At 67.9% G+C, this 22,614-nt stretch carries 20 protein-coding genes; 11 read left to right on the top strand and 9 right to left on the bottom strand.

The annotated features are described in order from the left end of the window. Positions 1–5: 5 nt before the first annotated feature. The 8 genes from PC39_RS01580 to tkt all read right to left on the bottom strand — a co-directional run bounded on the left by PC39_RS01580 (position 6) and on the right by tkt (position 8,845). The gene (locus tag PC39_RS01580) at positions 6–719 is read right to left on the bottom strand and encodes a SanA/YdcF family protein (RefSeq protein ID WP_353251604.1); all 714 of its coding nucleotides are present in this window, start codon (positions 717–719) and stop codon (positions 6–8) included. Positions 720–774: 55 nt separating this feature from the next. Further along, positions 775–1,191 carry an MAPEG family protein gene (locus tag PC39_RS01575; protein WP_353251603.1) on the bottom strand — a complete coding sequence of 139 codons (417 nt, stop codon included), beginning with the start codon at positions 1,189–1,191 and terminating at the stop codon, positions 775–777. A gap of 194 nt (positions 1,192–1,385) precedes the next feature. Continuing rightward, positions 1,386–2,564, bottom strand: a complete 1,179-nt coding sequence (locus tag PC39_RS01570) for a vWA domain-containing protein (RefSeq protein WP_353251602.1) — start codon at positions 2,562–2,564, stop codon at positions 1,386–1,388. 174 nt (positions 2,565–2,738) lie between these two features. After that, a complete protein-coding gene (locus PC39_RS01565; protein ID WP_353251601.1) occupies positions 2,739–3,584 on the bottom strand; it encodes an AAA family ATPase in 846 nt (281 codons plus the stop codon). A 326-nt stretch (positions 3,585–3,910) separates the two neighbouring features. Next, positions 3,911–5,095: a phosphoglycerate kinase gene (locus tag PC39_RS01560; RefSeq protein WP_353251763.1), complete on the bottom strand. Its 1,185-nt coding sequence runs from the start codon at positions 5,093–5,095 to the stop codon at positions 3,911–3,913. Between the two features lie 167 nt (positions 5,096–5,262). Next, positions 5,263–5,622 (bottom strand): four helix bundle protein, encoded by a 360-nt coding sequence (locus PC39_RS01555; protein ID WP_353251600.1) that lies wholly within the window; start codon positions 5,620–5,622, stop codon positions 5,263–5,265. Between the two features lie 100 nt (positions 5,623–5,722). Then, complete coding sequence (gap, locus tag PC39_RS01550) at positions 5,723–6,730, bottom strand: type I glyceraldehyde-3-phosphate dehydrogenase (RefSeq protein WP_353251599.1); 1,008 nt, start codon at positions 6,728–6,730, stop codon at positions 5,723–5,725. An 81-nt stretch (positions 6,731–6,811) separates the two neighbouring features. Next, positions 6,812–8,845 carry a transketolase gene (gene tkt, locus PC39_RS01545; protein WP_353251598.1) on the bottom strand — a complete coding sequence of 678 codons (2,034 nt, stop codon included), beginning with the start codon at positions 8,843–8,845 and terminating at the stop codon, positions 6,812–6,814. A gap of 212 nt (positions 8,846–9,057) precedes the next feature. On the opposite strand from tkt, the gene PC39_RS01540 reads away from it, so the two are divergent. The 4 genes from PC39_RS01540 (at position 9,058) to PC39_RS01525 (ending at position 13,954) form a co-directional block, all read left to right on the top strand. Next, positions 9,058–11,052, top strand: a complete 1,995-nt coding sequence (locus PC39_RS01540; RefSeq protein ID WP_502950838.1) for a PhoX family protein — start codon at positions 9,058–9,060, stop codon at positions 11,050–11,052. A 201-nt stretch (positions 11,053–11,253) separates the two neighbouring features. Then, entirely contained in the window at positions 11,254–12,039 is a 786-nt protein-coding gene (locus PC39_RS01535) for a MerR family transcriptional regulator (protein ID WP_353251596.1), read from the top strand. A 32-nt stretch (positions 12,040–12,071) separates the two neighbouring features. Beyond that, on the top strand, positions 12,072–12,938 hold the full coding sequence (locus tag PC39_RS01530) for an alpha/beta fold hydrolase (protein WP_353251595.1): 867 nt from the start codon (positions 12,072–12,074) through the stop codon (positions 12,936–12,938). A 125-nt stretch (positions 12,939–13,063) separates the two neighbouring features. Next, positions 13,064–13,954 (top strand): metal-dependent hydrolase, encoded by an 891-nt coding sequence (locus PC39_RS01525; protein WP_353251594.1) that lies wholly within the window; start codon positions 13,064–13,066, stop codon positions 13,952–13,954. Positions 13,955–14,030: 76 nt separating this feature from the next. Here PC39_RS01525 and PC39_RS01520 read toward each other — a convergent pair whose 3' ends face one another. Beyond that, a complete protein-coding gene (locus tag PC39_RS01520; protein WP_353251593.1) occupies positions 14,031–14,594 on the bottom strand; it encodes a thioredoxin family protein in 564 nt (187 codons plus the stop codon). Positions 14,595–14,721: 127 nt separating this feature from the next. Here PC39_RS01520 and metK point away from each other — a divergent pair, with 127 nt between their 5' ends. From metK to PC39_RS01485, 7 genes are all read left to right on the top strand, one after another. Further along, positions 14,722–15,888 (top strand): methionine adenosyltransferase, encoded by a 1,167-nt coding sequence (metK, locus tag PC39_RS01515; RefSeq protein WP_353251592.1) that lies wholly within the window; start codon positions 14,722–14,724, stop codon positions 15,886–15,888. A 113-nt stretch (positions 15,889–16,001) separates the two neighbouring features. Then, on the top strand, positions 16,002–17,420 hold the full coding sequence (ahcY, locus tag PC39_RS01510) for an adenosylhomocysteinase (protein ID WP_353251591.1): 1,419 nt from the start codon (positions 16,002–16,004) through the stop codon (positions 17,418–17,420). 29 nt (positions 17,421–17,449) lie between these two features. Beyond that, a complete protein-coding gene (locus PC39_RS01505; protein ID WP_353251590.1) occupies positions 17,450–17,818 on the top strand; it encodes a four helix bundle protein in 369 nt (122 codons plus the stop codon). After that, positions 17,811–18,713: a methylenetetrahydrofolate reductase [NAD(P)H] gene (gene metF, locus PC39_RS01500; RefSeq protein ID WP_353251589.1), complete on the top strand. Its 903-nt coding sequence runs from the start codon at positions 17,811–17,813 to the stop codon at positions 18,711–18,713. Before PC39_RS01505 ends, metF begins: the two co-directional genes overlap by 8 nt. Before the next feature lie 124 nt (positions 18,714–18,837). Then, positions 18,838–19,863 carry an extracellular solute-binding protein gene (locus tag PC39_RS01495; RefSeq protein WP_353251588.1) on the top strand — a complete coding sequence of 342 codons (1,026 nt, stop codon included), beginning with the start codon at positions 18,838–18,840 and terminating at the stop codon, positions 19,861–19,863. A gap of 112 nt (positions 19,864–19,975) precedes the next feature. Beyond that, the gene (locus PC39_RS01490) at positions 19,976–21,541 is read left to right on the top strand and encodes an ABC transporter permease (RefSeq protein ID WP_502950837.1); all 1,566 of its coding nucleotides are present in this window, start codon (positions 19,976–19,978) and stop codon (positions 21,539–21,541) included. Beyond that, a complete protein-coding gene (locus tag PC39_RS01485; protein WP_353251586.1) occupies positions 21,538–22,575 on the top strand; it encodes an ABC transporter ATP-binding protein in 1,038 nt (345 codons plus the stop codon). Before PC39_RS01490 ends, PC39_RS01485 begins: the two co-directional genes overlap by 4 nt. The last annotated feature ends 39 nt before the right edge of the window (positions 22,576–22,614 follow it).

Raw genomic sequence — 22,614 nt, 5'->3', positions numbered from 1 at the left:
CCCGCTCAACGCGGACCGGTATCGGGCGGGCCCTCGGGCCCGCCCTTTTTCTTGTCCGGCAGCGGCGGCGGCGCCGCGTCGGAATCGATGCTGCGGCGCTCGCCCAGGTACTTCGGCCGCTTGAACAACACAAACAGGTCCAGCACCGCCTTGCCGCGGGCCAGATACTCCCGCGCCTCGGTGCGCAGCGGCTGCCGCGGGTCCTCCTCGGGGCGGGTGTAGGCCACGGCTTCCAGGCCGCGGCGCCGGGCGATGAACACCGCCCGGTAATTGTGGAAGCGCTGGGAGATCACCGTGACCCGTTCCAGGCCGAATATCTCCCGGGCGCGCACCACCGAATCCAGGGTGCGGAAGCCGGCGAAATCGAAGGTCATGGCCTCCGGCGGCACGCCCAACGCCACCAGAGCCTGGTACATCTTGCGCGGTTCGTTGTAGGTCTCGTCCGGGTTGGCCCCCGACAACAACAGATGGCGGACCTTGCCGGCATCGTAGAGCTCGGCCGCGGCCCGCATGCGATGCCGGAACAACAGGTTGCGGTTGCCGCGGCGGGTGTAGGGACTGGTGCCCAGCACCAGCCCGACCTCGTTGACCGGCAGGCGTTGGATATCGTCGTAGACGTGTTCCCGGGCGGCGCCGATCACCCAGGCATTGGCGGCCAACAGCAGAAGCAGCAGCACACCGGCCGCCGTGGCCACGGCCAGCGCCACGGCCCGGATCATGGTCCGGACCGGGCGGACGGCATGCGCCGCCCGCCCGGCTCCGTCGGCCGCGCGATCAGATCAGTCCGGCGAGTTGCCATAGCCACCAGAACAGGATCACGACCTGGATCAGGAACAGCGGGAACCGGACCAGGAACACCATCCAATGGTTCACCGCGATCGCGTGCGACACGAACTGTCCGACCCGCGCGAGCAGGAACCACGGCGCCAGAGCTCGCGTGATCTCGCCGGCCCCCGCGACCTCGGCCGCCAGGATCACCGCCGCGAACACCGGCAGCATCTCCAGGCAGTTGGCGTGCGCGTCGCCGATGCGCTTGATCACGCCCGGATCGGCCACGGCGCGGCCGCGCGTCCAGTCATCCGCCCGCCGCTGGCCGGTCAGGACCAGGACGCCGCGATAGGCGGTGAAGATCACGATGGGCAGCAGCGTGAGCGCGGCAAACCCCACAAGACTCGCGAGTGATGCGTTCATCTCCCTTCCTCCGAATGTTGTTTTTGAATCGCCGTTACGGCGCGCCGTAGCTTAGCAGCTAAAATTCGGAAGGATGAAAATGAAACCACAGAGGCACAGAGAGCACGGAGTGTCTTGAAGTTACTCCGTCTTGCACTCTTCCCGGTTTCTCTGTGTGCCCTGTGTCTCTGTGGTTAATCAACCCAGTTCGGACTTCAGCGGCTCAGGTATTCGATGCCACGCTCGAGACCGGCGAGGGTCATGGGGTACATGCGGTCGCCCATGAGCTCGCGGGTCATCTCGATGGAGGGGGTGTACTCCCAGTGCTTCTCGGGCTCGGGGTTGAGCCAGACGGCCTTGGGGTAGACGTCCAGCAGGCGCTGCAGCCAGACGGCGCCGGCCTCCTCGTTCCAGTGCTCGACGCTGCCGCCGGGATAGGCGATCTCGTAGGGGCTCATGGTGGCGTCGCCGACGATCACCACCTTGTAGTCGGCCGGGTACTTGTGCAGCACGTCGAAGGTGGGGATCTTCTCCGAGTGCCGGCGGTTGTTGTCCTTCCACACGCCCTCGTAGAGGAAGTTGTGGAAGTAGAAGTACTCAAGGTGCTTGAACTCGGTGCGGGCGGCGGAGAACAACTCCTCGCAGACGCGCACGTGCGGGTCCATGGAGCCGCCCACGTCGAAGAACAGCAGCACCTTGACCGCGTTGTGCCGCTCGGGACGCATCTTCAGGTCGAGATAGCCGGCGTTCTTGGCGGTGGAGCGGATGGTGTTGTCCAGGTCCAGCTCCTCGGCCGCGCCCTCGCGGGCGAAGCGCCGCAGCTTGCGCAGCGCCATCTTGATGTTGCGGGTGCCGAGCTCGCGCGAGTCGTCGAGGTTGCGGAACTCGCGCTTGTCCCAGACCTTGACCGCGGAGCGGTTGCGCGAGCCCTCCTGGCCGATGCGGATACCCTCGGGGTTGTAGCCGTAGGCCCCGAACGGCGAGGTGCCGGCGGTGCCGATCCACTTGTTGCCGCCCTCGTGGCGCTCCTTCTGCTCCTCCAGGCGCTTCTTCAGCGTTTCCATGAGCTTGTCCCAGCCGCCCATGGCCTCGATCTGCTTTTTCTGCTCCTCGGTGAGCTCGAGTTGCGCCATCTTGGCGAGCCACTCGTCGGGGATATCGTCGAGCAGACCTTCGGTGGCCTCCTCGATACCCTTGAAGTAGCGGCTGAAGATGCGATCGAAACGATCGAACTGGGTCTCGTCCTTCACCAGCGTGGCGCGGGACAGGTAGTAGAAGTCCTCCACGCTGCACACGGCCACCCGCTTGTCCAGCGCCTCCAGCAGCGTCAGGAACTCGGTGACGGACGGCTTGAGTCCGTACTCGCGCAGCTCGTAGAAAAACTCGATCAGCATGATTCAATAAACCACAGAGGCACAGAGAACACAGAGCAGAAAAACATTAAATGCATAAAGACTCAAAGAAGGCCAAGCGCATCGGCAAGAGCCGGGAGTACCGCCTCTCCGGCAGGTTCCTGCGATTATTTCAGCTTACCTTTGTGTGCTCTGTGTCTCTGTGGTTAGTCTGTCTTATTGACGCCGCGACATGAAGGCGAGGCGTTCGAACATGTGCACGTCCTGCTCGTTCTTGAGCAGGGCACCGTAGAGCGGCGGCAAACTCTGGCGCACATCGGAGGAACGCAGGGCGTCGGCCGGGATGTCCTCGGCCAGCAGCAGCTTGAGCCAGTCCAGCAGCTCGGAGGTGGAGGGCTTCTTCTTGAGGCCCGGCACCTCGCGCAGGTCGTAGAACAGCTCCATCGCCTCCTTGAGAAGTTCCTTCTTGATGTCCGGGAAATGGACATCGACGATCGCCTGCATCGTGTCCTTGTCCGGGAAGGCGATGTAGTGGAAGAAGCAGCGGCGCAGGAAGGCGTCCGGCAGCTCCTTCTCGTTGTTCGAGGTGATCACGATGATCGGACGGTGCTTGGCCTTGACCGTCTTGCGGGTCTCGTAGACGTAGAACTCCATGCGGTCGATCTCGCGCAGGAGATCGTTGGGGAATTCGATGTCGGCCTTGTCGATCTCGTCGATCAGCAGCACCGGCTGCTCGTCGCTCTCGAAGCATTCCCAGAGCGGACCGCGCAGGATGTAGTTGGCGATGTCGTGGACCTTGTCGTCGCCGAGCTGGGAATCGCGCAGGCGCGAGACCGCATCGTACTCGTACAGGCCCTGCTGCGCCTTGGTGGTGGACTTGATGTGCCACTCGAAGAAGGGCTTACCCAGGGCCGCCGCGACTTCCTGCGCCAGCAGGGTCTTGCCCGTGCCCGGCTCGCCCTTGATCAGCAGCGGGCGCTGCAGTGTGGCGGCGGCGTTGACCGCCATCTTGAGGTCGTCGGTCGCTACGTACTTGTCGGTGCCTTCGAATCGCATAGTCATTATCTCATTGAAAAGAAAAACCACAGAGGCACGGAGTCACAGAGACTTTCAATTCTTCTTGGTTACGAATACTCCACCGGCTAAAGCCGGTGGCTTCAGGTTACGGCTCAAAGCCGGATCGGTCGGCCCTACGGCCGACTTTCCCTCTCCCCTCCGGGGAGAGGGTAGGGTGAGGGGGACAGCATCACCAACCCCTCATCCTGACCTTCTCCCCTCAGGGGAGAAGGAACCAAGAAATTACCGCCTGAAGACGGGGGATTTACTGATCCCCTATTCATGACTTTAAATCACAAGCCTTCTTGCTCTGTGCCTCTGTGTCTCTGTGGTTATCTCTTGTCCGCAGCGCGTTGTTCGAGCGCGGCGATGGCGGGCAGGGTCTTGCCCTCCAGGAACTCCAGGAAGGCGCCACCGCCGGTGGAGATGTACGAGATGCGATCCTCGACCTCGAACTTCTCGATCGCGGCCAGGGTATCGCCACCGCCGGCAATCGAGAAGGCCTCGCTCTCGGCCACGGCCTCGGCCAGCGCCTTGGTGCCGGCCCCGAACTGCTCGATCTCGAACACGCCGAGCGGGCCGTTCCAGAGGATGGTGCCGGCATTGCGCAGCAGGGCCGCGATACGGTCGGACGAGGCGGGGCCGAAGTCCAGGATCATCTCGTCGCGCTCGACGTCCTCCACCGGCCGGATCTCGGGGTGCGCCTCGGGCGAGACCTCGGTGGCGCAGACCACATCGCGCGGCAACGGAATCTCGCCGCCACGCGCCCGGATCTCGCGATCGACGTGGCGCGCGGCGCCCACCAGGTCGCGTTCGTAGAGCGAGGCGCCGACATCGTAGCCGGCGGCCGCCAGGAAGGTGTTGGCGATACCGCCGCCGACGATCAGTTCGTCGGCGACATGCGCCAGGTTTTCCAGCAGCTCCAGCTTGGTGGAGACCTTGGAGCCGCCCACGATCACCACCATCGGCCGTTTGGGCTCTTCCAGCGCCGCGGTCAGGGCCTCGACCTCGGCCGCCAGGAGCGGACCGGCGCAGGCGACGGGCGCATAGCGCGCCACGCCCTCGGTCGAGGCCTGAGCGCGATGGGCGGTGCCGAAGGCGTCCATCACGAAAACGTCGCAGAGATCGGCCATGCGGCGCGCCAGCACCTCGTCGTTGGCCTTCTCGCCGACGTTGAAGCGCACGTTCTCGCACATCACGATCTGGCCCGGCTCGACGTCCACGCCGTCCAGCCAGTCGGCAACCAACGGCACGTCGCGCCCGAGCAGGCCGCCCAGGTACTCCGCCACCGGGGCCAGGCTGTGCTCGCGGTCGGGCGCGCCCTCCTTGGGACGGCCCAGGTGCGACATGACCATCACCGCCGCACCGGCATCCAGCGCCTTCCGGAGCGTCGGCACCGAGGCCCGCAGGCGCCCGGCCGAGCTGACCCGGCCGTCGGCGTAGGGCACGTTGAGATCCTGCCGGATCAGGACCCGCTTGCCGGCCAGGTCCACGTCGTCCATCTCCAGGAACGGCAGTGTCTGCGGCCGCAGCCGCTTCTGGTCGTGAACGCCCGCGTGTTCGGTCATGGTTGGTTGCTCCGGGTCATGTCTCTGGCGGCCTGCCCGGGCCGGCGCGCGAAGCTCCAGCGCCACTGGCAGGCTGTGAAACGGAAGACGGAAAACGGGAAACGCAGCCGTGAATCCTACCTGAATGGCTCTCTCGTCAGGACGCGTAACAAGTTGTTCAGCTTGGCGAACAATCGCTCCAGTTCACCGTCCAGCTCGCTGTCCGGTGAACATAGGCCCAAGTCCCTGGCCAACAGGATTTGTGTCTCCAGCTCGGATAAGGAACCGCGGGCAATGCGCACGAAGTTCGCAAAATCCCTTCGGGTGCTTCTGGCCGCTCCTTCCGCAATATTCGAGGGTATGCTGACAGCAGCCCGTCGAATCTGAGCTGTCAATCCAAATCGTTCATCGGCCGGAAACGTCGCCGTCAGGAGGTACACCCGTTTTACCAAACGACGACTTTCCCGCCATACATCCAGGTCGTGATGACGACGCATCCCTGCCTCCATCCCACGTCCTCGGACTCGCTGTGAAGTCCGTCCTCAATGTTTGCGTCTTCCGTCTTCCGTCTTCCGTTTCCCGTTTCCCCCTACCGAATCACGCCCGCGCCAGGGCCAGCGTGGTGTCGAGCATGCGGTTGGAGAAGCCCCACTCGTTGTCGTACCAGGCGCAGACCTTCACCAGGCGGTCGCCGACCACCTTGGTCAGCAGCGAATCCACCGTCGACGAGGCGGGGTCGTGGTTGAAGTCGACCGAGACCAACGGGTCCTGGCAGTAGTTGAGAACGCCCTTGAGCTCGCCCTCGGAGGCGCTCTTGAGCACCTGGTTGACCTCGTCGGCCGTGGTGGCGCGCGACGCGGTGAACGTCAAATCCACCATGGACACGTTGATCGTGGGCACGCGCACGGCGAAGCCGTCGAGCTTGCCGTTGAGGTCCGGCAGCACCAGCCCGACCGCGGCCGCGGCGCCGGTCTTGGTCGGGATCATGCTGTGGGTCGCGGAGCGGGCCCGGCGCAGGTCCTTGTGGTAGACGTCGGTGAGCACCTGGTCGTTGGTGTAGGCGTGCACCGTGTTCATCAGGCCGTGCTCGATGCCGATGGCGTCGTGCAGCGGCTTGACCAGGGGCGCCAGGCAGTTGGTGGTGCAGGAGGCGTTGGAGACCACGTCGTCGTCGGCGGTCAGGCTGTCGTGGTTCACGCCGTAGACGATGGTCGGCAGGTCGCTGCCGGCCGGGGCCGAGATCACCACCTTCTTGGCGCCGCCCTTGAGGTGCGCGGCCGCCTTGTCGCGGGAGGCGAACAGGCCGGTGCACTCGAGCACGATCTCCACGCCGAGCTCGCCCCAGGGCAGCCGGGCCGGATCGCGCTCGGCCAGCACCTTGATCCGGTCGCCGTTGACCACCAGGTGCTCGCCCTCGACCGAGACCTCGCCCGGGAACTTGCCGTGGGCGGTGTCGTAGCGGGTCAGGTGGGCGTTGGTCTCGGCGTCGCCGAGATCGTTGATCGCCACCACCTCGATCTCGTCGGTGCGACCGGCCTCGTAGAGGGCGCGCAACACGTTGCGTCCGATGCGGCCGTAGCCGTTGATCCCGACCTTCACTGCCATGCCTTACTCTCCGAATCTGGTGATTGGTAATTCATGATTCGTGACTCGCGAGAGTGATTGGTGCCAATCACCAATCACGAATCACGTGACTTCTGCCGTCCTGGGCTGTGCCTGGCCGCCCGCCAACACCGAAGTCACGGCCTCGGCCACGCGATCCGCGGTCACGCCCAGGTACTCGTACACGGCCGGCCCCGGGGCCGACTCGCCATAGCAGTCCACGCCCACGACGGCCCCGGCGTCGCCGACATAACCGCGCCACAGGGGCGTGACGCCGGCCTCGACCGCGACCCGCGCGCGCACCGCCGACGGCAGCACCCGCTCGCGGTATTCGGCCGGTTGCGCCGCAAAGACTTCGAGACAGGGCATGGAGACCACGCGCACGCGCCGGCCGTCGGCGGCGAGCCGGTCGGCCGCCTCCAGGGCCAGGCCGACCTCGGAGCCGGTCGCGATCAGGATCGCCTCGGGGCCGCCCTCCGGCTCGCGCAGGATGTAGCCGCCGCGCGCGATGTCCGCGAGCTGCTCGTCGCTGCGGTCGAGGTGCGGCACGTTCTGGCGCGACAGCGCCAGCGCGACCGGGCCGTCCGCGCGCTCGATGCCCGCCCGCCAGGCGGCCGCGGTCTCGACGTCGTCGGCCGGGCGCCACACGTGCAGGTTGGGGATCAGACGCAGGCTGGCCAGGTGCTCCACCGCCTGGTGGGTGGGACCGTCCTCGCCGAGACCGATGGAATCGTGGGTGTAGACCAGGATATTGCGCACCCGCATCAGCGCCGCCAGACGCACGGCATTGCGGGCGTAGTCGGAGAACGTCAGGAACGTGCCCGAGAACGGGACGAACCCGCCGTGCAGGGCGATGCCGTTGCCGATGGCGGTCATCGCGAACTCGCGCACGCCGTAATAGATGTAGTTGCCGGCGTAATCGCCGCCGTGCAGGGTCTGGTGGCCCTTCCAGGCGGTGCAGTTGGAGCCGGACAGGTCGGCGGAGCCGCCCAGTAGCTCCGGCAGGTACGGGGCATAGCCCTCGATCGCGCCCTGCGAGGCCTTGCGCGTGGCCTGCGTCTTGCCCTCGGCCTGCACGCGGGCGACGAAGTCGGCCGCGACGCGTTCCCAGTCGTCCGGCAGCTCGCCGGCGACCCGGCGATCGAATTCCGCCGCCAGCTCGGGGTACTTCTCGCGGTACTGGGTGTGCAGCGCCCCCCATTCGCGCTCCAGGTGCTCGCCGGCGGCGCGCTTGTCCCAGGCGTCGTAGATGGGCTGCGGGATCTCGAACTCGCCGTGCGGCCAGTTCAGCGCCTCGCGGGCGGCCGCGATCTCGTCGTCGCCGAGCGCGGCGCCGTGCACGCCCTCGGTGCCCTGCTTGTTGGGCGACCCCCAGCCGATCACCGTCTTGCAACAGATCAGGGTCGGCTTGTCGGTCTCGCGACGGGCGGTCTCGATCGCGGTCTTGATCTCTTCGGCGTCATGGCCGTCGACATTGCGGATCACCTGCCAGCCGTAGGCCTCGAAGCGGCCCGGCGTGTCGTCGGTGAACCAGCCGGCGACCTCGCCGTCGATGGAGATGCCGTTGTCGTCGTAGAACACGATCAGCTTGCCCAGGCGCAGCGTACCCGCCAGCGAGCAGGCCTCGTGACTGATGCCCTCCATCAGGCAGCCGTCGCCGGTGAAGCAATAGGTGTAATGGTTCACCAGCGGCAGGCCGTCGCGATTGAACTGCGCGGCCAGCGCCGCCTCGGCCACGGCCATGCCCACGGCGTTGGCCAGGCCCTGCCCCAGCGGGCCGGTGGTGGTCTCCACGCCCGGCGTGATGCCCACTTCCGGGTGCCCCGGCGTCTTGGAGTGCAACTGGCGGAAATTCTTGATCTCTTCCAGCGGCAGGTCGTAGCCGGTCAGGTGCAGCAACGCGTACTGCAGCATCGAGCCGTGACCGTTGGAGATCACGAACCGGTCACGGTCCGGCCAATCGGGATTGGCCGGGTTCACCCGGATGAAATCGTTCCAGAGCACCTCGGCGATATCGGCCATGCCCATGGGCATGCCGGGATGGCCGGAATTGGCGCGCTGCACCGCGTCCATGGCAAGCACGCGGATGGCGTTGGCGAGTTCGCGTCGAGCGGGCATGAATCGTCCGGACGGGGGCGGAAAAGGGCGCATATTGTCCATTAAAGCGCCACGCGCGGCAACAAAGCCGGTGTCAGAAATACGCAATCCAGGCGTCATCGAACGCTAATCAAGGCGTCATCGGGCATCGCTAGCGTTGGCCCATCCGGCATCCCAGCCAGCCAACGCAAGCGAGAGGAAACCCGATGACCCGCAATCGAACCCGCCTGGACCTGGCCAAGGTGGTCAAGGACGCCGAGCCGTCCCTGTCCAACAGCGCCAGCCCCAGCTTCGAGAATGTGCTCGAGGCGCGCCTGTCCCGCCGCGACACCCTGCGCGGCGGCCTCGGGCTGGCCACCACCACGCTGTTCGCCGGCGCCGGTCTGTCGGCCTGTGACAGTGACAGCAACGGCAGCAGCGACGGTGGCGGCAGCGCCGGCGGCGACAGCGTACCGACCCTCTCCTTCAGCTCGATCGAGGGCTTCAGCGGTTCGGACGTGCGCGTGCCCGAAGGCTATCTGACGCAGATCCTGATCCCCTGGGGCACGCCGATCCTGGGCGACTTCCCGGCCTTCGAGCCGGACGCCGGCAACACCGCCGCCGAGCAGGCCCAGCAGATCGGACAGAACCACGACGGCATGACCCTGTTTCCCCGTGCCCGCGGCGGCGACAATTCCGAGGGCGGGCTGCTCGTGATCAACCACGAGTACAGCAACGGCACCCTGTACCCGGGCGGCAGCCGCAGCGAGGACGCCCAGGGCCGTCCGACCGACGCCGACCAGGTGCGCAAGGACATCAATGCCCACGGCGTGGCCGTGGTCGAGCTGTCGCGCCAGTCCGACGGCCAGTGGCGCGCCGTCAACACCGGAATGAACCGTCGCATCACCGCGGCGACCCCGATGCGGCTCAGCGGCCCGGCCGCCGGCAGCCCGTTCATGGTCACCGCCTACGACAACAGCGGCATGACCTCGCGCGGCACCGTCAACAACTGCGGCCGCGGCTACACGCCCTGGGGCACCTACCTCGCCTGCGAGGAAAACATCCAGGGCTACCTGACCACGAGCGAGGCCGACCCGCCCCGCTCCAAGGCCCGCTACGGCCTCAGCGAGACCGGCTTCGGCTACCTGTGGAGCGCGGTCGCCGGCGACCCAAGCGAGATCGACGGCGAGTTCGCCCGCTGGGACACCACGCCCACCGGCGCCGACGCCACCCAGGATTACCGCAACGAGGCCAATACCTTCGGCTGGCTGGTCGAGATCGATCCCTACGATCCCTCCAGCACGCCCACGAAACGCACCGCCATGGGCCGTTTCCGCCACGAGGGCGCCCAGCCCGGACTGATCGAGGCCGGCAAGCGCATCGCCTTCTACATGGGCGACGACGCCCGCGGCGAGTACATCTACAAATTCGTGACCGCCGATGCCTGGGATCCCGACAACCCGGACGCGGACATGCTCGACAAGGGCACCCTGTACGCGGCCCGCTTCGACGCCGACGGCACCGGCGAATGGCTGCCGCTGGACTACGCGGCCAACGCCGCGCTGGCCGCGGACTTCGCCGGCCAGGCGGACGTGCTGGTGAACACCCGCGCCGCCGCCGACGCGGTCGGGGCGACGCCCATGGACCGTCCGGAGTGGTCGACCACCGACCCGGTCACCGGCGAGATCTATTTCACGCTCACCAACAACACCAACCGCGACGCCGGCGAGACCGATGCCGCCAATCCGCGCGGCCCCAACACCCACGGCCACGTCATCCGGTTCCGCGAGGACGGCGACGACCCCGCCGCGACCGGCTTCACCTGGGATATCTTCGTATTCGGGGCCAACGCCAATGCCGACCCGGCCTTCAACCTTTCCGGCCTGACCCTGGACAACGAGTTCGGCAGCCCGGACGGCCTGTGGTTCGACCCGCGCGGTGTGCTCTGGATCCAGACCGACAACGGCGCACCGCTGGATTCGGGCACCAACGACCAGATGCTGGCCGTGATCCCGGCCGGGCTGTCCGGCGACCGCACCGTCAACCCGGACACCCAGGCGCAGCTCAAGCGGTTCTTCGTGGGCCCGGCCGGCTGCGAGGTCACCGGCGTCGAACTCACGCAGGACGGCCGCACGCTGTTCGTGAACATCCAGCATCCGGGTGGCGACTGGCCCGACGGCGGCGGCAATCCGGCGCGCTCGGCCACGGTCGTGATCCGGCGCGAGGACGGCGGCGAGATCGCCCTCTAGGGGACTGCCGAGTAGAACAGGACAGGCCTGTTCCGGCATCGCCCCATACGCTTTATTCTCACCCCTCTGCCACGAGGCTTGGGCCCGGTATCCGCCGGGCCCTCATTTATTGTCCGCCGGTCCACGTACCGCGCCGTCCTGCGCTATCATGTCCGCAGGCATTCGCAGAGGCACAAGGACCCGTGCCCGAGGCAGGAACCGATGGATACCGCGTACCCAGACCCGGAACTGGCGCCCGGGGCGCGCCCCGAGTTCTCGATCGACGAGCTCGCCCGCAAGGCCGGCACCACCGTCCGCAATGTGCGGGCCTACCAGGACCGGGGCCTGCTGCCGCCGCCGCAACGCCGCGGGCGCAAGGGCATCTACGACGACGCCCACCTGTCGCGCCTGCGCATCATCGGCCGGTTGCTGGAACGCGGGTACACCCTGGCCAATATCGGCGAACTGATAGAAACCTGGGAAAAGGGCAACAGCATCTCGCAGCTCCTGGGGTTGGAAACGGCCCTGGCGAGCCCCTGGACCGACGAGGTCCCCGACTACATCGACCTGCCCGGTCTGCTGGCGAAGTTCGGCGCCTCCATCAAGGGGCCGGCCCTGGACAAGGCGGTGGCGCTGGACCTGATCCAGCCCGAGGGACCGCGCTACCGGGTCCCGAGTCCGCGCATGCTCTACGCCGGCGCCGAGCTGGTGAAGGCCGGTATCCCGCTGGAGGACATGCTGGACGTGGTGGCCTCGCTGCGCCAGAACGTGGAGGAGGCGGCCAATGTCATGGTCAGGCTCGTCGCCACCCACGTCTTCGACGCCAAGTACGGCGAGGATTTGCCGCCCCCCAAGGACATGGAGGAACTCGCCGACCTGGTCTGGCGCCTGCGGCCGCTGGTGGAGATGGCGGTGCTGCCGGAGGTGGCGCGCGCCATGGAGAAGTCCGCCAACCGCGTGCTGGGGGACCGGCTGGCACAGGTCCTGGAACACATGCACGACCGGTGACGCGCCGGTCCGTCCCCCCGGGGGAATCCCTCTTGAGCACCCTGGAGCGCATCCGCACCGGCGACGTGTCGCTGGCCGTCCGCCGGTGGGGCGACCGCACGCACCCGCCGATACTGCTGGTCCACGGCTACCCCGACAACAGCCGCGTCTGGGACGGCGTCGCCGAGCACCTGGCCGACCGCTACCACGTGGTCGCCTACGACGTGCGCGGGGCCGGCCGCTCCAGCGTGCCCCGCCGCACCCGCGACTACCGGCTGGAATACCTGGCGGCCGATCTCGCCGCCGTGGCCGACGCCGCGACCGCCGACCACCGGCCGGTCCACCTGGTCGGCCACGACTGGGGCTCGATCCAGGCCTGGGACGCGGTGACCGAGCCGCGCCTGGCCGACCGCTTCGCCTCCTTCACCTCGATCTCCGGCCCTTGCCTGGACCATGTCGGCCAGGGACTGCGTGAGGGCCGCGGCAAGGCCGGCGGCCTGTCGCAGTTGCGGCGCTCCTGGTACATCGGCGCCTTCCACCTCCCGTTCCTGGCGCCGTTGGCCTGGCGGACCCTGCTCGCGCGACGCTGGCCGGAGATGATGCAACGCTTGGAGGGCGTGCGCCCGCCCGCCGACGACACCCGCGCCAGCGACGGGGTCCACGGCATCAAGCTGTACCGCGCCAACGTCGCCCGCCGCCTGCTGCACCCGCGCGAACGCCGCACCGACCTACCCGTCCAGCTCGTCGTCCCCACGCGCGACCCGTTCGTCGGCCCGGACCTGACCCGCGGCGTGGCGCGCTGGGCCCCGGACCTGCGCCGCGTCGAGATCGAGGCCGGCCACTGGCTACCCCTGGCGCACCCGGCGGATACCGCCGGGCTGATCGACGGGTTCATCGGCGACCTCGCGGCCCGCCGGTAACCCCGGCCCGGCGGGCGCCGCAAGGGCGCGCGCCATCCGGAAAGAATCCTTTGACCACCATTTTTTATTGTGCCATCGTTCAATGTAACTATTGAGCGCGGCTATCCCGCCGCCAGGAGGCAACGATGAGCACGACAACGGCACGGAACGAGACCGAGGCTTCCGGCGTCGCGGTCATGCCGGAACGGCGCGACCTGCATTTCCTGCCGCCGGCCGACCGCATCCAGGATTGGCACGCCCTGGGTCCGCACATGACCCAGTTCATGAACACCCTGTCCCTGTTCTTCCCGGCGGGCGAGCGGATGTTCATCGACGCGGTGCGCAGCTACCGCGACCAAGTGCCGGACCCGGACCTGAAGAAGGCCGCCACCGCCTTTATCGGGCAGGAGGCCATGCACAGTCGCGAGCACGTGGAATACAACAAGCTCATGGCCGAGGCGGGTCTGCCGGCGGACAAGCTGGACGAATTCGTCTGGGACCTGCTCGACTGGCTCAGGGACAACACGCCCCGGTCCTTCCCCCTCAGCGCCACCATCGCCCTGGAACACTTCACCGCCCTGATGGGCAACGCACTGCTGGACAAGCCCGAGGTGATCGCCGGCTCGCAGGAGGACTACGAGCGCATGTGGCTCTGGCACGCCCTGGAGGAGGTGGAGCACAAGGCGGTGGCCTACGATGTCTACGAGAAGACGATCGGTCGCGGCCCCCTCGCCTACCTGCTGCGCAGCGGCGGCATGGTGAGCGCCACGGTCATCTTCTGGCCGCTGGTGCTGGCGTTCTACCTGCGCATGACCGCCGCCAGCGAGGCCTGCCGGAAGGTCGGCTGGCGCGGGCACCTGAAGGTGGCCAACACCCTGTTCGGGCGTCCCGGCATCTTCCGGCGCCTGATCCCCGAGTGGCTGGGCTACTTCCGCTACAGCTTCCACCCGTGGCAGCAGGACAACAGCCACCACCTGGCCATGATCGACAAGCTCGCCGCGGAGGCCGAGGCCGCCTACGACACCACCCGGCACTGACCGGCGCGTCCGGCCCCGGTCCGGGGCCGGACATCGCCCCCGGCAGCGGCGGGAAGCCGCCGCTACCGCCGGACGATCACGCCGCCTTCCACTTGATGTTGCAGCCCTGACTGGGCGTCTGCATATCCTCGGGCACGATCTCCCCGTCCAGTATGGCGTCCAGGGCCGCACGCAGGTCGGCGCCGGTCACGGGCTCGTCGTTGCCGGGCCGCGAATCGTCGAGTTGACCGCGGTAGGCACATTTGAGGTCCGCGTCGAAGACATAGAAGTCCGGGGTGCAGGCCGCATCGTAGGCCTTCGCCACGCTCTGGGTCTCGTCGTAGAGATACGGGAAGGGATAGCCCTGCTCGGCGGCCACCTGCTTCATCTTGTCGGGCGCGTCGTCGGGATACTCGTCGGCGTCGTTGGCCGAGATCGCGACGAAACCCACCCCGCGGTCGCGGTAATCGTTGGCCAGCCGCACCAACTCCGCATTCACGTGCTTCACATAGGGGCAATGATTGCAGATGAACATGACCACCGTGGCGCGCTCGCCGCGCACGTCGGCGAGCGAGAGCGTGCGCCCGGAGACCGCGTCGGGAAGCGCGAAATCCGGGGCCTTCGTGCCCAGCGGCATCATGTTGGAGGGCGTCAGACTCATGTCCGTCGATTCCGGTTGGGATTGAGGCCGCCAGTCTAACAGCGACTTGCATCCGGGCTCGTTATCTGTACGGTAGTACGCTTATACTAAGTTCATCCGCCTATCCGGATAAGAGGATAATACAGCTATGAGTCGTGGTTACCTGTTCACTTCGGAATCCGTGTCCGAGGGGCACCCGGACAAGCTTTGCGACCAGGTCTCGGACGCCATCCTGGACGCCCATCTGGCGCAGGATCCGATGGCCCGCGTAGCCTGCGAAACCGCCGCCAAGACCGGCATGGTGCTGGTGTTCGGCGAGATCACGTCGACCGCGCAGTTCAACACCGAGCATCTGGTGCGCGACGTCGTGCGCGACATCGGCTATACCGATTCCTCGATGGGGTTCGACGCCAACACCTGCGCCGTGCTGGACATGCTCGGCCAGCAGAGCCCGGACATTAACCAGGGCGTCGACCGGCAGAAGCCGGAGGATCAGGGCGCGGGCGACCAAGGCCTGATGTTCGGCTACGCCTGCGACGAGACCGACGTCCTGATGCCGGCCCCGATCACCTACGCGCACCGGCTCGTGCGCAAGCACTCCGAGCTGCTGAAGGCCGGCAAGCTGGATTGGCTGCGGCCGGACTCCAAGTCGCAGGTCACCTTCCGCTACGAGGACGGCGTGCCGACCGAGATCGACGCCGTGGTGCTCTCCTCCCAGCACGCCGAGGAGATCGGCCAGAAGGATCTCCAGGAAGCGGTCATGGAAGAGATCATCAAGCCCGTGATCGGCGACTGGCTCACCGACGACCCGGTGATCCACATCAACCCGACCGGGCGTTTCGTCACCGGCGGCCCGCTGGGCGACGCCGGTCTCACCGGCCGCAAGATCATCGTCGACACCTACGGCGGCATGGCCCGCCACGGCGGCGGCGCCTTCTCCGGCAAGGACCCGTCCAAGGTCGACCGCTCCGCCGCGTACGCCGCGCGCTACGTGGCCAAGAACGTGGTCGCCGCGGGCCTGGCCAAGAAGTGCGAGATCCAGGTCTCCTACGCCATCGGCGTGGCCGAGCCCACCTCGATCTCGGTCGAGACCTTCGGCACCGGCCGCATCGACGACAACAAGCTCACGGCCCTGATCCGCGAGCACTTCGACCTGCGGCCGTACGGCATCCTCAAGATGCTGGACCTGCAGAAGCCCATCTACCGCGCCACCGCCGCCTACGGCCACTTCGGCCGGGACGACGTCGACCTGCCGTGGGAGCGCACGGACAAGGCCGAGGCGCTGGCGGACGCCGCGGGCATCCAGGCCGCGTGATCGTCGATGCGCGATCCGCGGCCGGCGGGACGCCGCTCCCGCCGGTCGCGGATCACGCCGACCGAATCACGAATCACCAATCACGAATTACCGATTTACGGAGGTAAATCCATATGAGCGCACCTGCCGAAAAGGTCCAGGACTTCGCCGTCGCCGATCCGTCGCTTGCCGGCTGGGGCCGGCGCGAGATGGCGATCGCCGAGACCGAGATGCCCGGCCTGATGGCCCTGCGCGAGGAATTCCGCGATTCGCAGCCGCTCAAGGGCGCGCGCATCGCCGGCTCGCTGCACATGACCATCCAGACCGCGGTGCTGATCGAGACGCTGGCCGAACTCGGCGCCGAGATCCGCTGGGCCTCCTGCAACGTGTTCTCGACCCAGGACCACGCCGCCGCGGCCATCGCCGAGAGCGGCGTGCCCGTGTTCGCGTACAAGGGCGAGACCCAGGACGAGTACTGGGAGTACTGCCACAAAATCATGGAGTGGCACGACGGCGGCGCCCCGAACCGCATCCTGGACGACGGCGGCGACGCCACCCTGCTGGTCAACCTGGGCGCCCAGGCCGAGGAGGACCCCTCGGTGCTCGACAACCCGGGCAGCGACGAGGAGAAGGCCCTGTTCGCCTCCATCCGCAAGCGCCTGAACAGCCAGCCGGGTTACTACGCCAAGCTGAAGGAATCGATCAAGGGCGTCACCGAGGAGACCACCACCGGCGTCCATCGCCTCTACCAGATGGAGCGTGACGGTGAGCTGAACTTCCCGGCGATCAACGTCAACGACTCGGTCACCAAGTCCAAGTTCGACAACCTCTACGGCTGCCGCGAGTCGCTGGTCGACGGCATCAAGCGCGCCACCGACGTGATGGTGGCCGGCAAGGTCGCGATCGTCTGCGGCTACGGCGACGTCGGCAAGGGCTCGGTGCAGTCCCTCGAAGGTCTGGGCGCCAGCGTCTGGGTCACCGAGATCGATCCCATCAACGCCCTGCAGGCGGCGATGGAAGGCTATCGCGTGGTCGACCTGGAGGACCCGGGCGTGGTCGAGGCCGCGGACATCTTCGTCACCGCCACCGGCAACTTCCACGTGATCAATCACGATCACATGAAGCGGATGAAGAACCAGGCCATCGTCTGCAACATCGGCCACTTCGACAACGAGATCGACGTGGCCAGCCTCCGCCAGTACGAGTGGGAAGAGATCAAGCCGCAGGTGGACCACATCACCTTCCCGGACGGCAAGAAGATCATCCTTCTCGCCGAGGGCCGCCTGGTGAACCTGGGCTGCGCCACCGGCCATCCGAGCTTCGTGATGTCCAACTCCTTCACGAACCAGGTGCTGGCGCAGATCGAGCTCTGGCAGCGTCCGGACCAGTACGAGAACAAGGTCTACGTGCTGCCCAAGCACCTCGACGAGAAGGTCGCCAGCCTGCACCTCGGCCGCATCGGGGCCCGCCTGACGAAGCTGACCAAGGAGCAGGCCGACTACATCGGCGTGCCGGTCGACGGGCCGTACAAGCCGGATCATTACCGGTACTGATGTGATCCGTGATCGGTGATTGGTGATCCGTGAACAAGGACGTTCGACGGACACACCGACATCTCGACGTCTGGCGCGACGGGATCGATCTGGTCCGGGCGGTTTACGAATTGACCGCTCACTTCCCGCGGGGAGAACAGTTCGGTCTCGTCGCCCAATTGCGTCGGGCGGCCATCGCGGCACCCTCGAACATCGCGGAGGGCGCCGCTCGCGGCTCCCGCAAGGAGTTCGCGCGCTTCGTGGCGATGGCGCGAGGCTCGGTCGCCGAAGTCGAGACGCAACTGGTGATCGCGGCCGAATTGGGATATTGCGATCATACGGAGACGGTCGACGCGGTACTCAACCGACTCTACGCCAGGCTCAACAGGCTTCACAGCAGATTGATCCATCATGACTAGCGAATCACGAGTCACGAATCACGAATCCCGCTCGTACAGCATCGAGTTCTTCCCGCCGAAGGGCCCGAAGGGCGCGGCCCGCCTGAGCGAGGCCCGCAAGACGCTGGCCGCGCTCGGCCCCGAGTTCTTCTCGGTGACCTTCGGTGCCGGGGGCACCACCCGCTCGGGGACGCTGGAGACGGTCGAGGCCACGATGCGCGAAACCGGCATCGAGGCGGCACCGCACCTCTCCTGCATCGAGGGCACGCGCGATTCCATCCGCGAGCTGATCGACAACTATCGCGCGGCGGGCGTCAAGCGCATCGTCGCCCTGCGCGGCGACATCCCCGAGAACATGGAGAGCCCGGGCGTGTTCAGCTACGCCAACGAGTTGGTGGGTTTCATCCGGGAGGAATACGGCGACGCCTTCCACCTGGAGGTCGGCTGCTATCCCGAGACCCACCCCGAGGCGCCCACGCCCGACGCCGACATCGACAACTTCGTGCGCAAGGTGAACGCCGGCGCCGACTCGGCGATGACCCAGTACTTCTACAACGCCGACGCCTATTTCGACTTCGTCGAGCGCGTCGAGGCGCGCGGCGTGGACATCCCGATCGTGCCCGGCATCATGCCCATCCCCAACTGGGCGCAGATCGCCAAGTTCTCGGCCATGTGCGGCGCCGACATCCCGCGCTGGATCGAGCAGCGGATGAGCGCCTACCACGAGGCGGACGACCAGGACTCGGTGATCGAGTTCGGCGTCGACGTGGTCACCGACCTGTGCGAGCGCCTGCTCGCCGCCGGTGCGCCCGGCCTGCACTTCTACGCCCTCAACCGGGCGGAGCCGACCGCGCGCATCTGGCGCGATCTCAAGCTGCCGGCCGCGGAGAGCGCCCCGCTCGCCACCGCCGGCTGACGATCCCCTGCCGCGGCGCGACACCATCAACGGGGCGGATATCGGTCCGCCCCGTGCTCCTCAAGCGGCCGCTTCTATGTGATAATCATTCTCATTAATTCGAGCATCGACCGACACAATGAGAATGACCGCCCCGCGCATCGCGCTCGCCTGCCTCGTGGCGGGCTCGGCGTGGCTCGCCGGCTGCGCCGACACCGGTAGCGACGACGAGATCACCGTCTACTCGTCCCGCCAGGAACACCTACTCCAGCCCCTGCTGGACCGCTACAGCGAGGAGACCGGCACCCCGGTGCGGCTCGTGACCGACAGCGCCGGCGCCCTGCTCCAGCGGCTCCAGGCCGAGGGCGAGAACACCCCCGCGGACATGCTGATCACGGTGGATGCCGGCAATCTCTGGCAGGCCGCCGACCTCGGCCTGCTGCGGGCGATAGAGTCACCGACCCTGGCGGACAACATCCCCGCCCACCTGCGCGACCCCGAGGGCCGCTGGTACGGCCTGTCGGTGCGCGCCCGCACCATCGTCTACGCCACCGACCGGGTCGACCCGTCCGAGCTGTCGACCTACGCCGCCCTGGCCGGCGACGAGTGGCGCAACCGCCTCTGCCTGCGCACCTCGAAGAAGGTCTACAACCAGTCCCTGGTGGCCATGATGATCGTGCAGCGGGGCGAGGAACGCACCGAGGAGATCGTGCGCGGCTGGGTGGACAACCTGGCGGCGCCGCCCTTCGCCAACGACGTCGCGGTCATGGAGGCGATCCGTGCGGGCCAGTGCGACGTCGGCATCGTCAACAGCTACTACTTCGGCCGCCTGCAGAAGGAGGAGCCGGATATCCCGCTGGCCCTGCACTGGGCCAACCAGGACGCCGAGGGCCGGGCCCGCGGCGTGCACGTGAACATCTCCGGCGGCGGCGTGGTCCGGCACACCGGCAATGCCGAGGGGGCCACCGCACTGCTGGCATGGCTGTCCGCGGGCGAGGCCCAGCACCTGTTCGCGGCGCTCAACCTGGAATTCCCGGCCAATCCGGCGGTGGCCCCGGCCGACCAGGTCGCCGCCTGGGGCGAATTCACCCCCAACCCCATCAACGTCGCCAAGGCGGGCGAGCTCCAGACCGAGGCGGTCAAGCTGATGGACCGGGCCGGGTACCGGTGACGGTCCCGAACGCGGCTTGAGCCGCCCCGCCCGCACCCTGCTGCCGGGACCGCCGCCCGCGGTCCGGCGCGTCCGCGGCAATGCCGCGGGCGGCCGGGCGTGGCTGCTGGCGATGGCGGTCATCGCCCTGCCCGCGGTGCTGCCGCTGGCCGCGGTGGCCACGGGCTTCTGGGGCCCGGACGGCGACGTCGTCGCGCACCTGCGCGAGCACGTACTGCCGCGCGTGGCGGTCAACACCGCGATCCTGGTGACCGGCGTGGTCGTCGGCGCCGGGCTGCTGGGCACGTCGCTGGCGTGGCTGGTGGCGGTGTTCGACTTCCCCGGGCGACGCCTGTTCTCCTGGGCCCTGCTCCTGCCGATGGCGGTGCCGGGCTACGTGATGGCCTTCGTCTATATCGGCCTGCTGGACTACGCCGGTCCGGTCCAGAGCGCCCTGCGTGACTGGCTCGGCGAGGGCGCCGCGTTGCCCCCGATCCGGTCCACGGGCGGCGTGATCGCGGTGATGACCCTGACGCTGTATCCGTATGTCTACCTGATCGCGCGCAATGCCTTCCTCACCCAGGGACGGCGGGCGCTGGAGGTCGGCCGCTCCCTGGGCCTGTCCCCGGCCCGCGGCTTCCTGCGGGTGGCGCTGCCGATGGCCCGCCCCTGGCTGGCCGGCGGCCTGCTCCTGGTGGCCATGGAAACCCTGGCGGACTTCGGCACCGTGGCGGCCTTCAACTACGACACCTTCACCACGGCCATCTACCAGGCCTGGTTCGCGATGTTCTCGCTGGATGCCGCGCTACATCTGGCGGCCTTCCTGATCCTGCCGGTGCTGGCGGTGGTCGCGCTGGAGCGCCGCCTGCGCGGTGGCGCGCGCTACACCCCGACCGACGCCCGTGCCGGGCTGCTGCGACTGCCGGGCCTGCGCGGCTGGCTCGCCGCCGCCGCCGCGGGCGGCGTGCTCACCGTCGCCTTCCTGCTGCCGTTCGCCCAGCTCCTGGTCTGGAGCCTGCCGTCCCTGGCGGCCGTCGATGTCCGTTTCCTGGAGGCCACCGGCAACTCCCTGTTCCTGGCGGCCAGCGGTGCCGTCCTGATCGTCGCCATGGCCCTGCTGCTGAGCTACGCCCACCGGCTGCGCCCGGGTGCCGCCGGCTCGACACTGGCGCGGGTCGCCACCCTCGGCTACGCCCTGCCGGGCCCGGTGCTGGCAGTGGGGGTGTTCGTGCCCCTGGCCCTGCTCAGCAACCGGCTCACCGGCTGGCTGCCGGCGGACTGGGGCACGATCTCGCTGCAGACCACGCTGGCGACGCTGCTGCTGGCCTATGCCGCGCGCTTCCTGGCCGTGGGCCACACCCCCGTGGACGCCAGCATGCAACGCATCACCCCCAGCCTGGACGATGCCGCCGCCAGCCTCGGGGTCACCGGCCTGCGGCGCCTGGCGCGTATCCACCTGCCGATGTTGAAGACGGGCCTGCTCACGGGCGCTACGCTAGTGTTCGTGGATGTCATGAAAGAGATGCCGATCACGCTGATGACCCGTCCCTACGGCTGGGACACGCTCGCCACCCGCGTGTACGAATTCACCGCCGAAGGCCAGTGGGAGCGCGCCGCCCTGCCCGGCGTCGCCCTGGTGCTGGCCGGCCTGCTGCCGGTGGCCCTGCTCACGCTGCGCGCGGACCGGAGGGCGGTATGAGGCTGGAGCTGGAAGGCATCGCGCACGAATACGGCAGCACGCGCGTCCTCGACGACCTATCGCTGACCCTGGAGGCCGGCCGCATCGGCTGCCTGCTGGGTCCGAGCGGCTGCGGCAAGACCACCGCGCTGCGCTGTATCGCCGGCTTCGAGCCGATCCGCGCCGGCGCGATCCGGATCAACGGCGAGACCGTGAGCACGCCGGCCCACACCCTGCCGCCCGAGCGCCGGCGCATCGGCATGGTGTTCCAGGATTACGCACTGCTGCCGCACCTGACGGCGCTGGACAACGTCGCCTTCGGCCTGCACCGCCTACCGCGGCGCCGGCGCCGTGACAAGGCACGCGAGTTCCTGCGGCTGGTGGGCCTAAGCCGTTCCGACGACCGCTATCCCCACCAGCTCTCCGGCGGCCAGCAGCAGCGCGTCGCCCTGGCACGGGCCCTGGCGCCGGAGCCGCGCCTGGTCCTGCTGGACGAGCCCTTCTCCAGCCTGGACGTGGATCTACGCGAGCACCTGGTGCGGGAGGTGCGCGACATCCTCAAGCGCTGCCGGGCGACCGCGCTGATGGTCACCCACGACCAACTCGAGGCCTTCGCGATCGCCGACGAGGTCGGCGTGATGCGCGCCGGCCGCATCGAGCAGTGGGACAGCCCCTACAACCTCTACCACCGCCCCGCGACCCGCTTCGTCGCCGACTTCGTGGGCCAGGGCGCCCTGGTGCGCGGCCGCATCGCCGAGGACGGCGCGGTCGAGATCGAGCTCGGCCGTCTCCAGGGACGCCTGGTCCACCGGCCGCCGACCGACGAGATCAGCGTCCTGCTGCGCCCCGACGACGTGGTCCACGACGACACCAGCCCGCTGCACGCCACCGTCCGCCACAAGGCCTTCCGCGGCGCCGAGATCCTGTACACGCTGGCCCTGCCCTCGGGCGAGCACGTCCTGGCGATGGTCCCCAGCCACCACAACCACGCCATCGGCGAGCGCATCGGCATCCGTCTGGAGACGGACCACATCGTGGCGTTTCCCCGCGACTAGCGCGGCGCAGAGAGACCCGGCGAAGCTTTCCCGGCATTC

Origin of the sequence: Salinisphaera sp. PC39 (assembly GCF_040361335.1) — a bacterium.
Lineage (GTDB): Bacteria > Pseudomonadota > Gammaproteobacteria > Nevskiales > Salinisphaeraceae > APNM01.
This window is presented reverse-complemented; position numbering and strand designations above follow the sequence as displayed.

Bases quoted from the DNA above. Each gene is read 5' to 3' on its own strand.
- PC39_RS01580 (WP_353251604.1), bottom strand. From the start codon at position 719: ATGATCCGGGCCGTGGCGCTGGCCGTGGCCACGGCGGCCGGTGTGCTG.
- PC39_RS01575 (WP_353251603.1), bottom strand. From the start codon at position 1,191: ATGAACGCATCACTCGCGAGTCTTGTGGGGTTTGCCGCGCTCACGCTG.
- PC39_RS01570 (WP_353251602.1), bottom strand. From the start codon at position 2,564: ATGCTGATCGAGTTTTTCTACGAGCTGCGCGAGTACGGACTCAAGCCG.
- PC39_RS01565 (WP_353251601.1), bottom strand. From the start codon at position 3,584: ATGACTATGCGATTCGAAGGCACCGACAAGTACGTAGCGACCGACGAC.
- PC39_RS01555 (WP_353251600.1), bottom strand. From the start codon at position 5,622: ATGCGTCGTCATCACGACCTGGATGTATGGCGGGAAAGTCGTCGTTTG.
- gap (WP_353251599.1), bottom strand. From the start codon at position 6,730: ATGGCAGTGAAGGTCGGGATCAACGGCTACGGCCGCATCGGACGCAAC.
- tkt (WP_353251598.1), bottom strand. From the start codon at position 8,845: ATGCCCGCTCGACGCGAACTCGCCAACGCCATCCGCGTGCTTGCCATG.
- PC39_RS01535 (WP_353251596.1), top strand. From the start codon at position 11,254: ATGGATACCGCGTACCCAGACCCGGAACTGGCGCCCGGGGCGCGCCCC.
- PC39_RS01525 (WP_353251594.1), top strand. From the start codon at position 13,064: ATGAGCACGACAACGGCACGGAACGAGACCGAGGCTTCCGGCGTCGCG.
- PC39_RS01520 (WP_353251593.1), bottom strand. From the start codon at position 14,594: ATGAGTCTGACGCCCTCCAACATGATGCCGCTGGGCACGAAGGCCCCG.
- metK (WP_353251592.1), top strand. From the start codon at position 14,722: ATGAGTCGTGGTTACCTGTTCACTTCGGAATCCGTGTCCGAGGGGCAC.
- ahcY (WP_353251591.1), top strand. From the start codon at position 16,002: ATGAGCGCACCTGCCGAAAAGGTCCAGGACTTCGCCGTCGCCGATCCG.
- metF (WP_353251589.1), top strand. From the start codon at position 17,811: ATGACTAGCGAATCACGAGTCACGAATCACGAATCCCGCTCGTACAGC.
- PC39_RS01495 (WP_353251588.1), top strand. From the start codon at position 18,838: ATGACCGCCCCGCGCATCGCGCTCGCCTGCCTCGTGGCGGGCTCGGCG.
- PC39_RS01490 (WP_502950837.1), top strand. From the start codon at position 19,976: ATGGCGGTCATCGCCCTGCCCGCGGTGCTGCCGCTGGCCGCGGTGGCC.
- PC39_RS01485 (WP_353251586.1), top strand. From the start codon at position 21,538: ATGAGGCTGGAGCTGGAAGGCATCGCGCACGAATACGGCAGCACGCGC.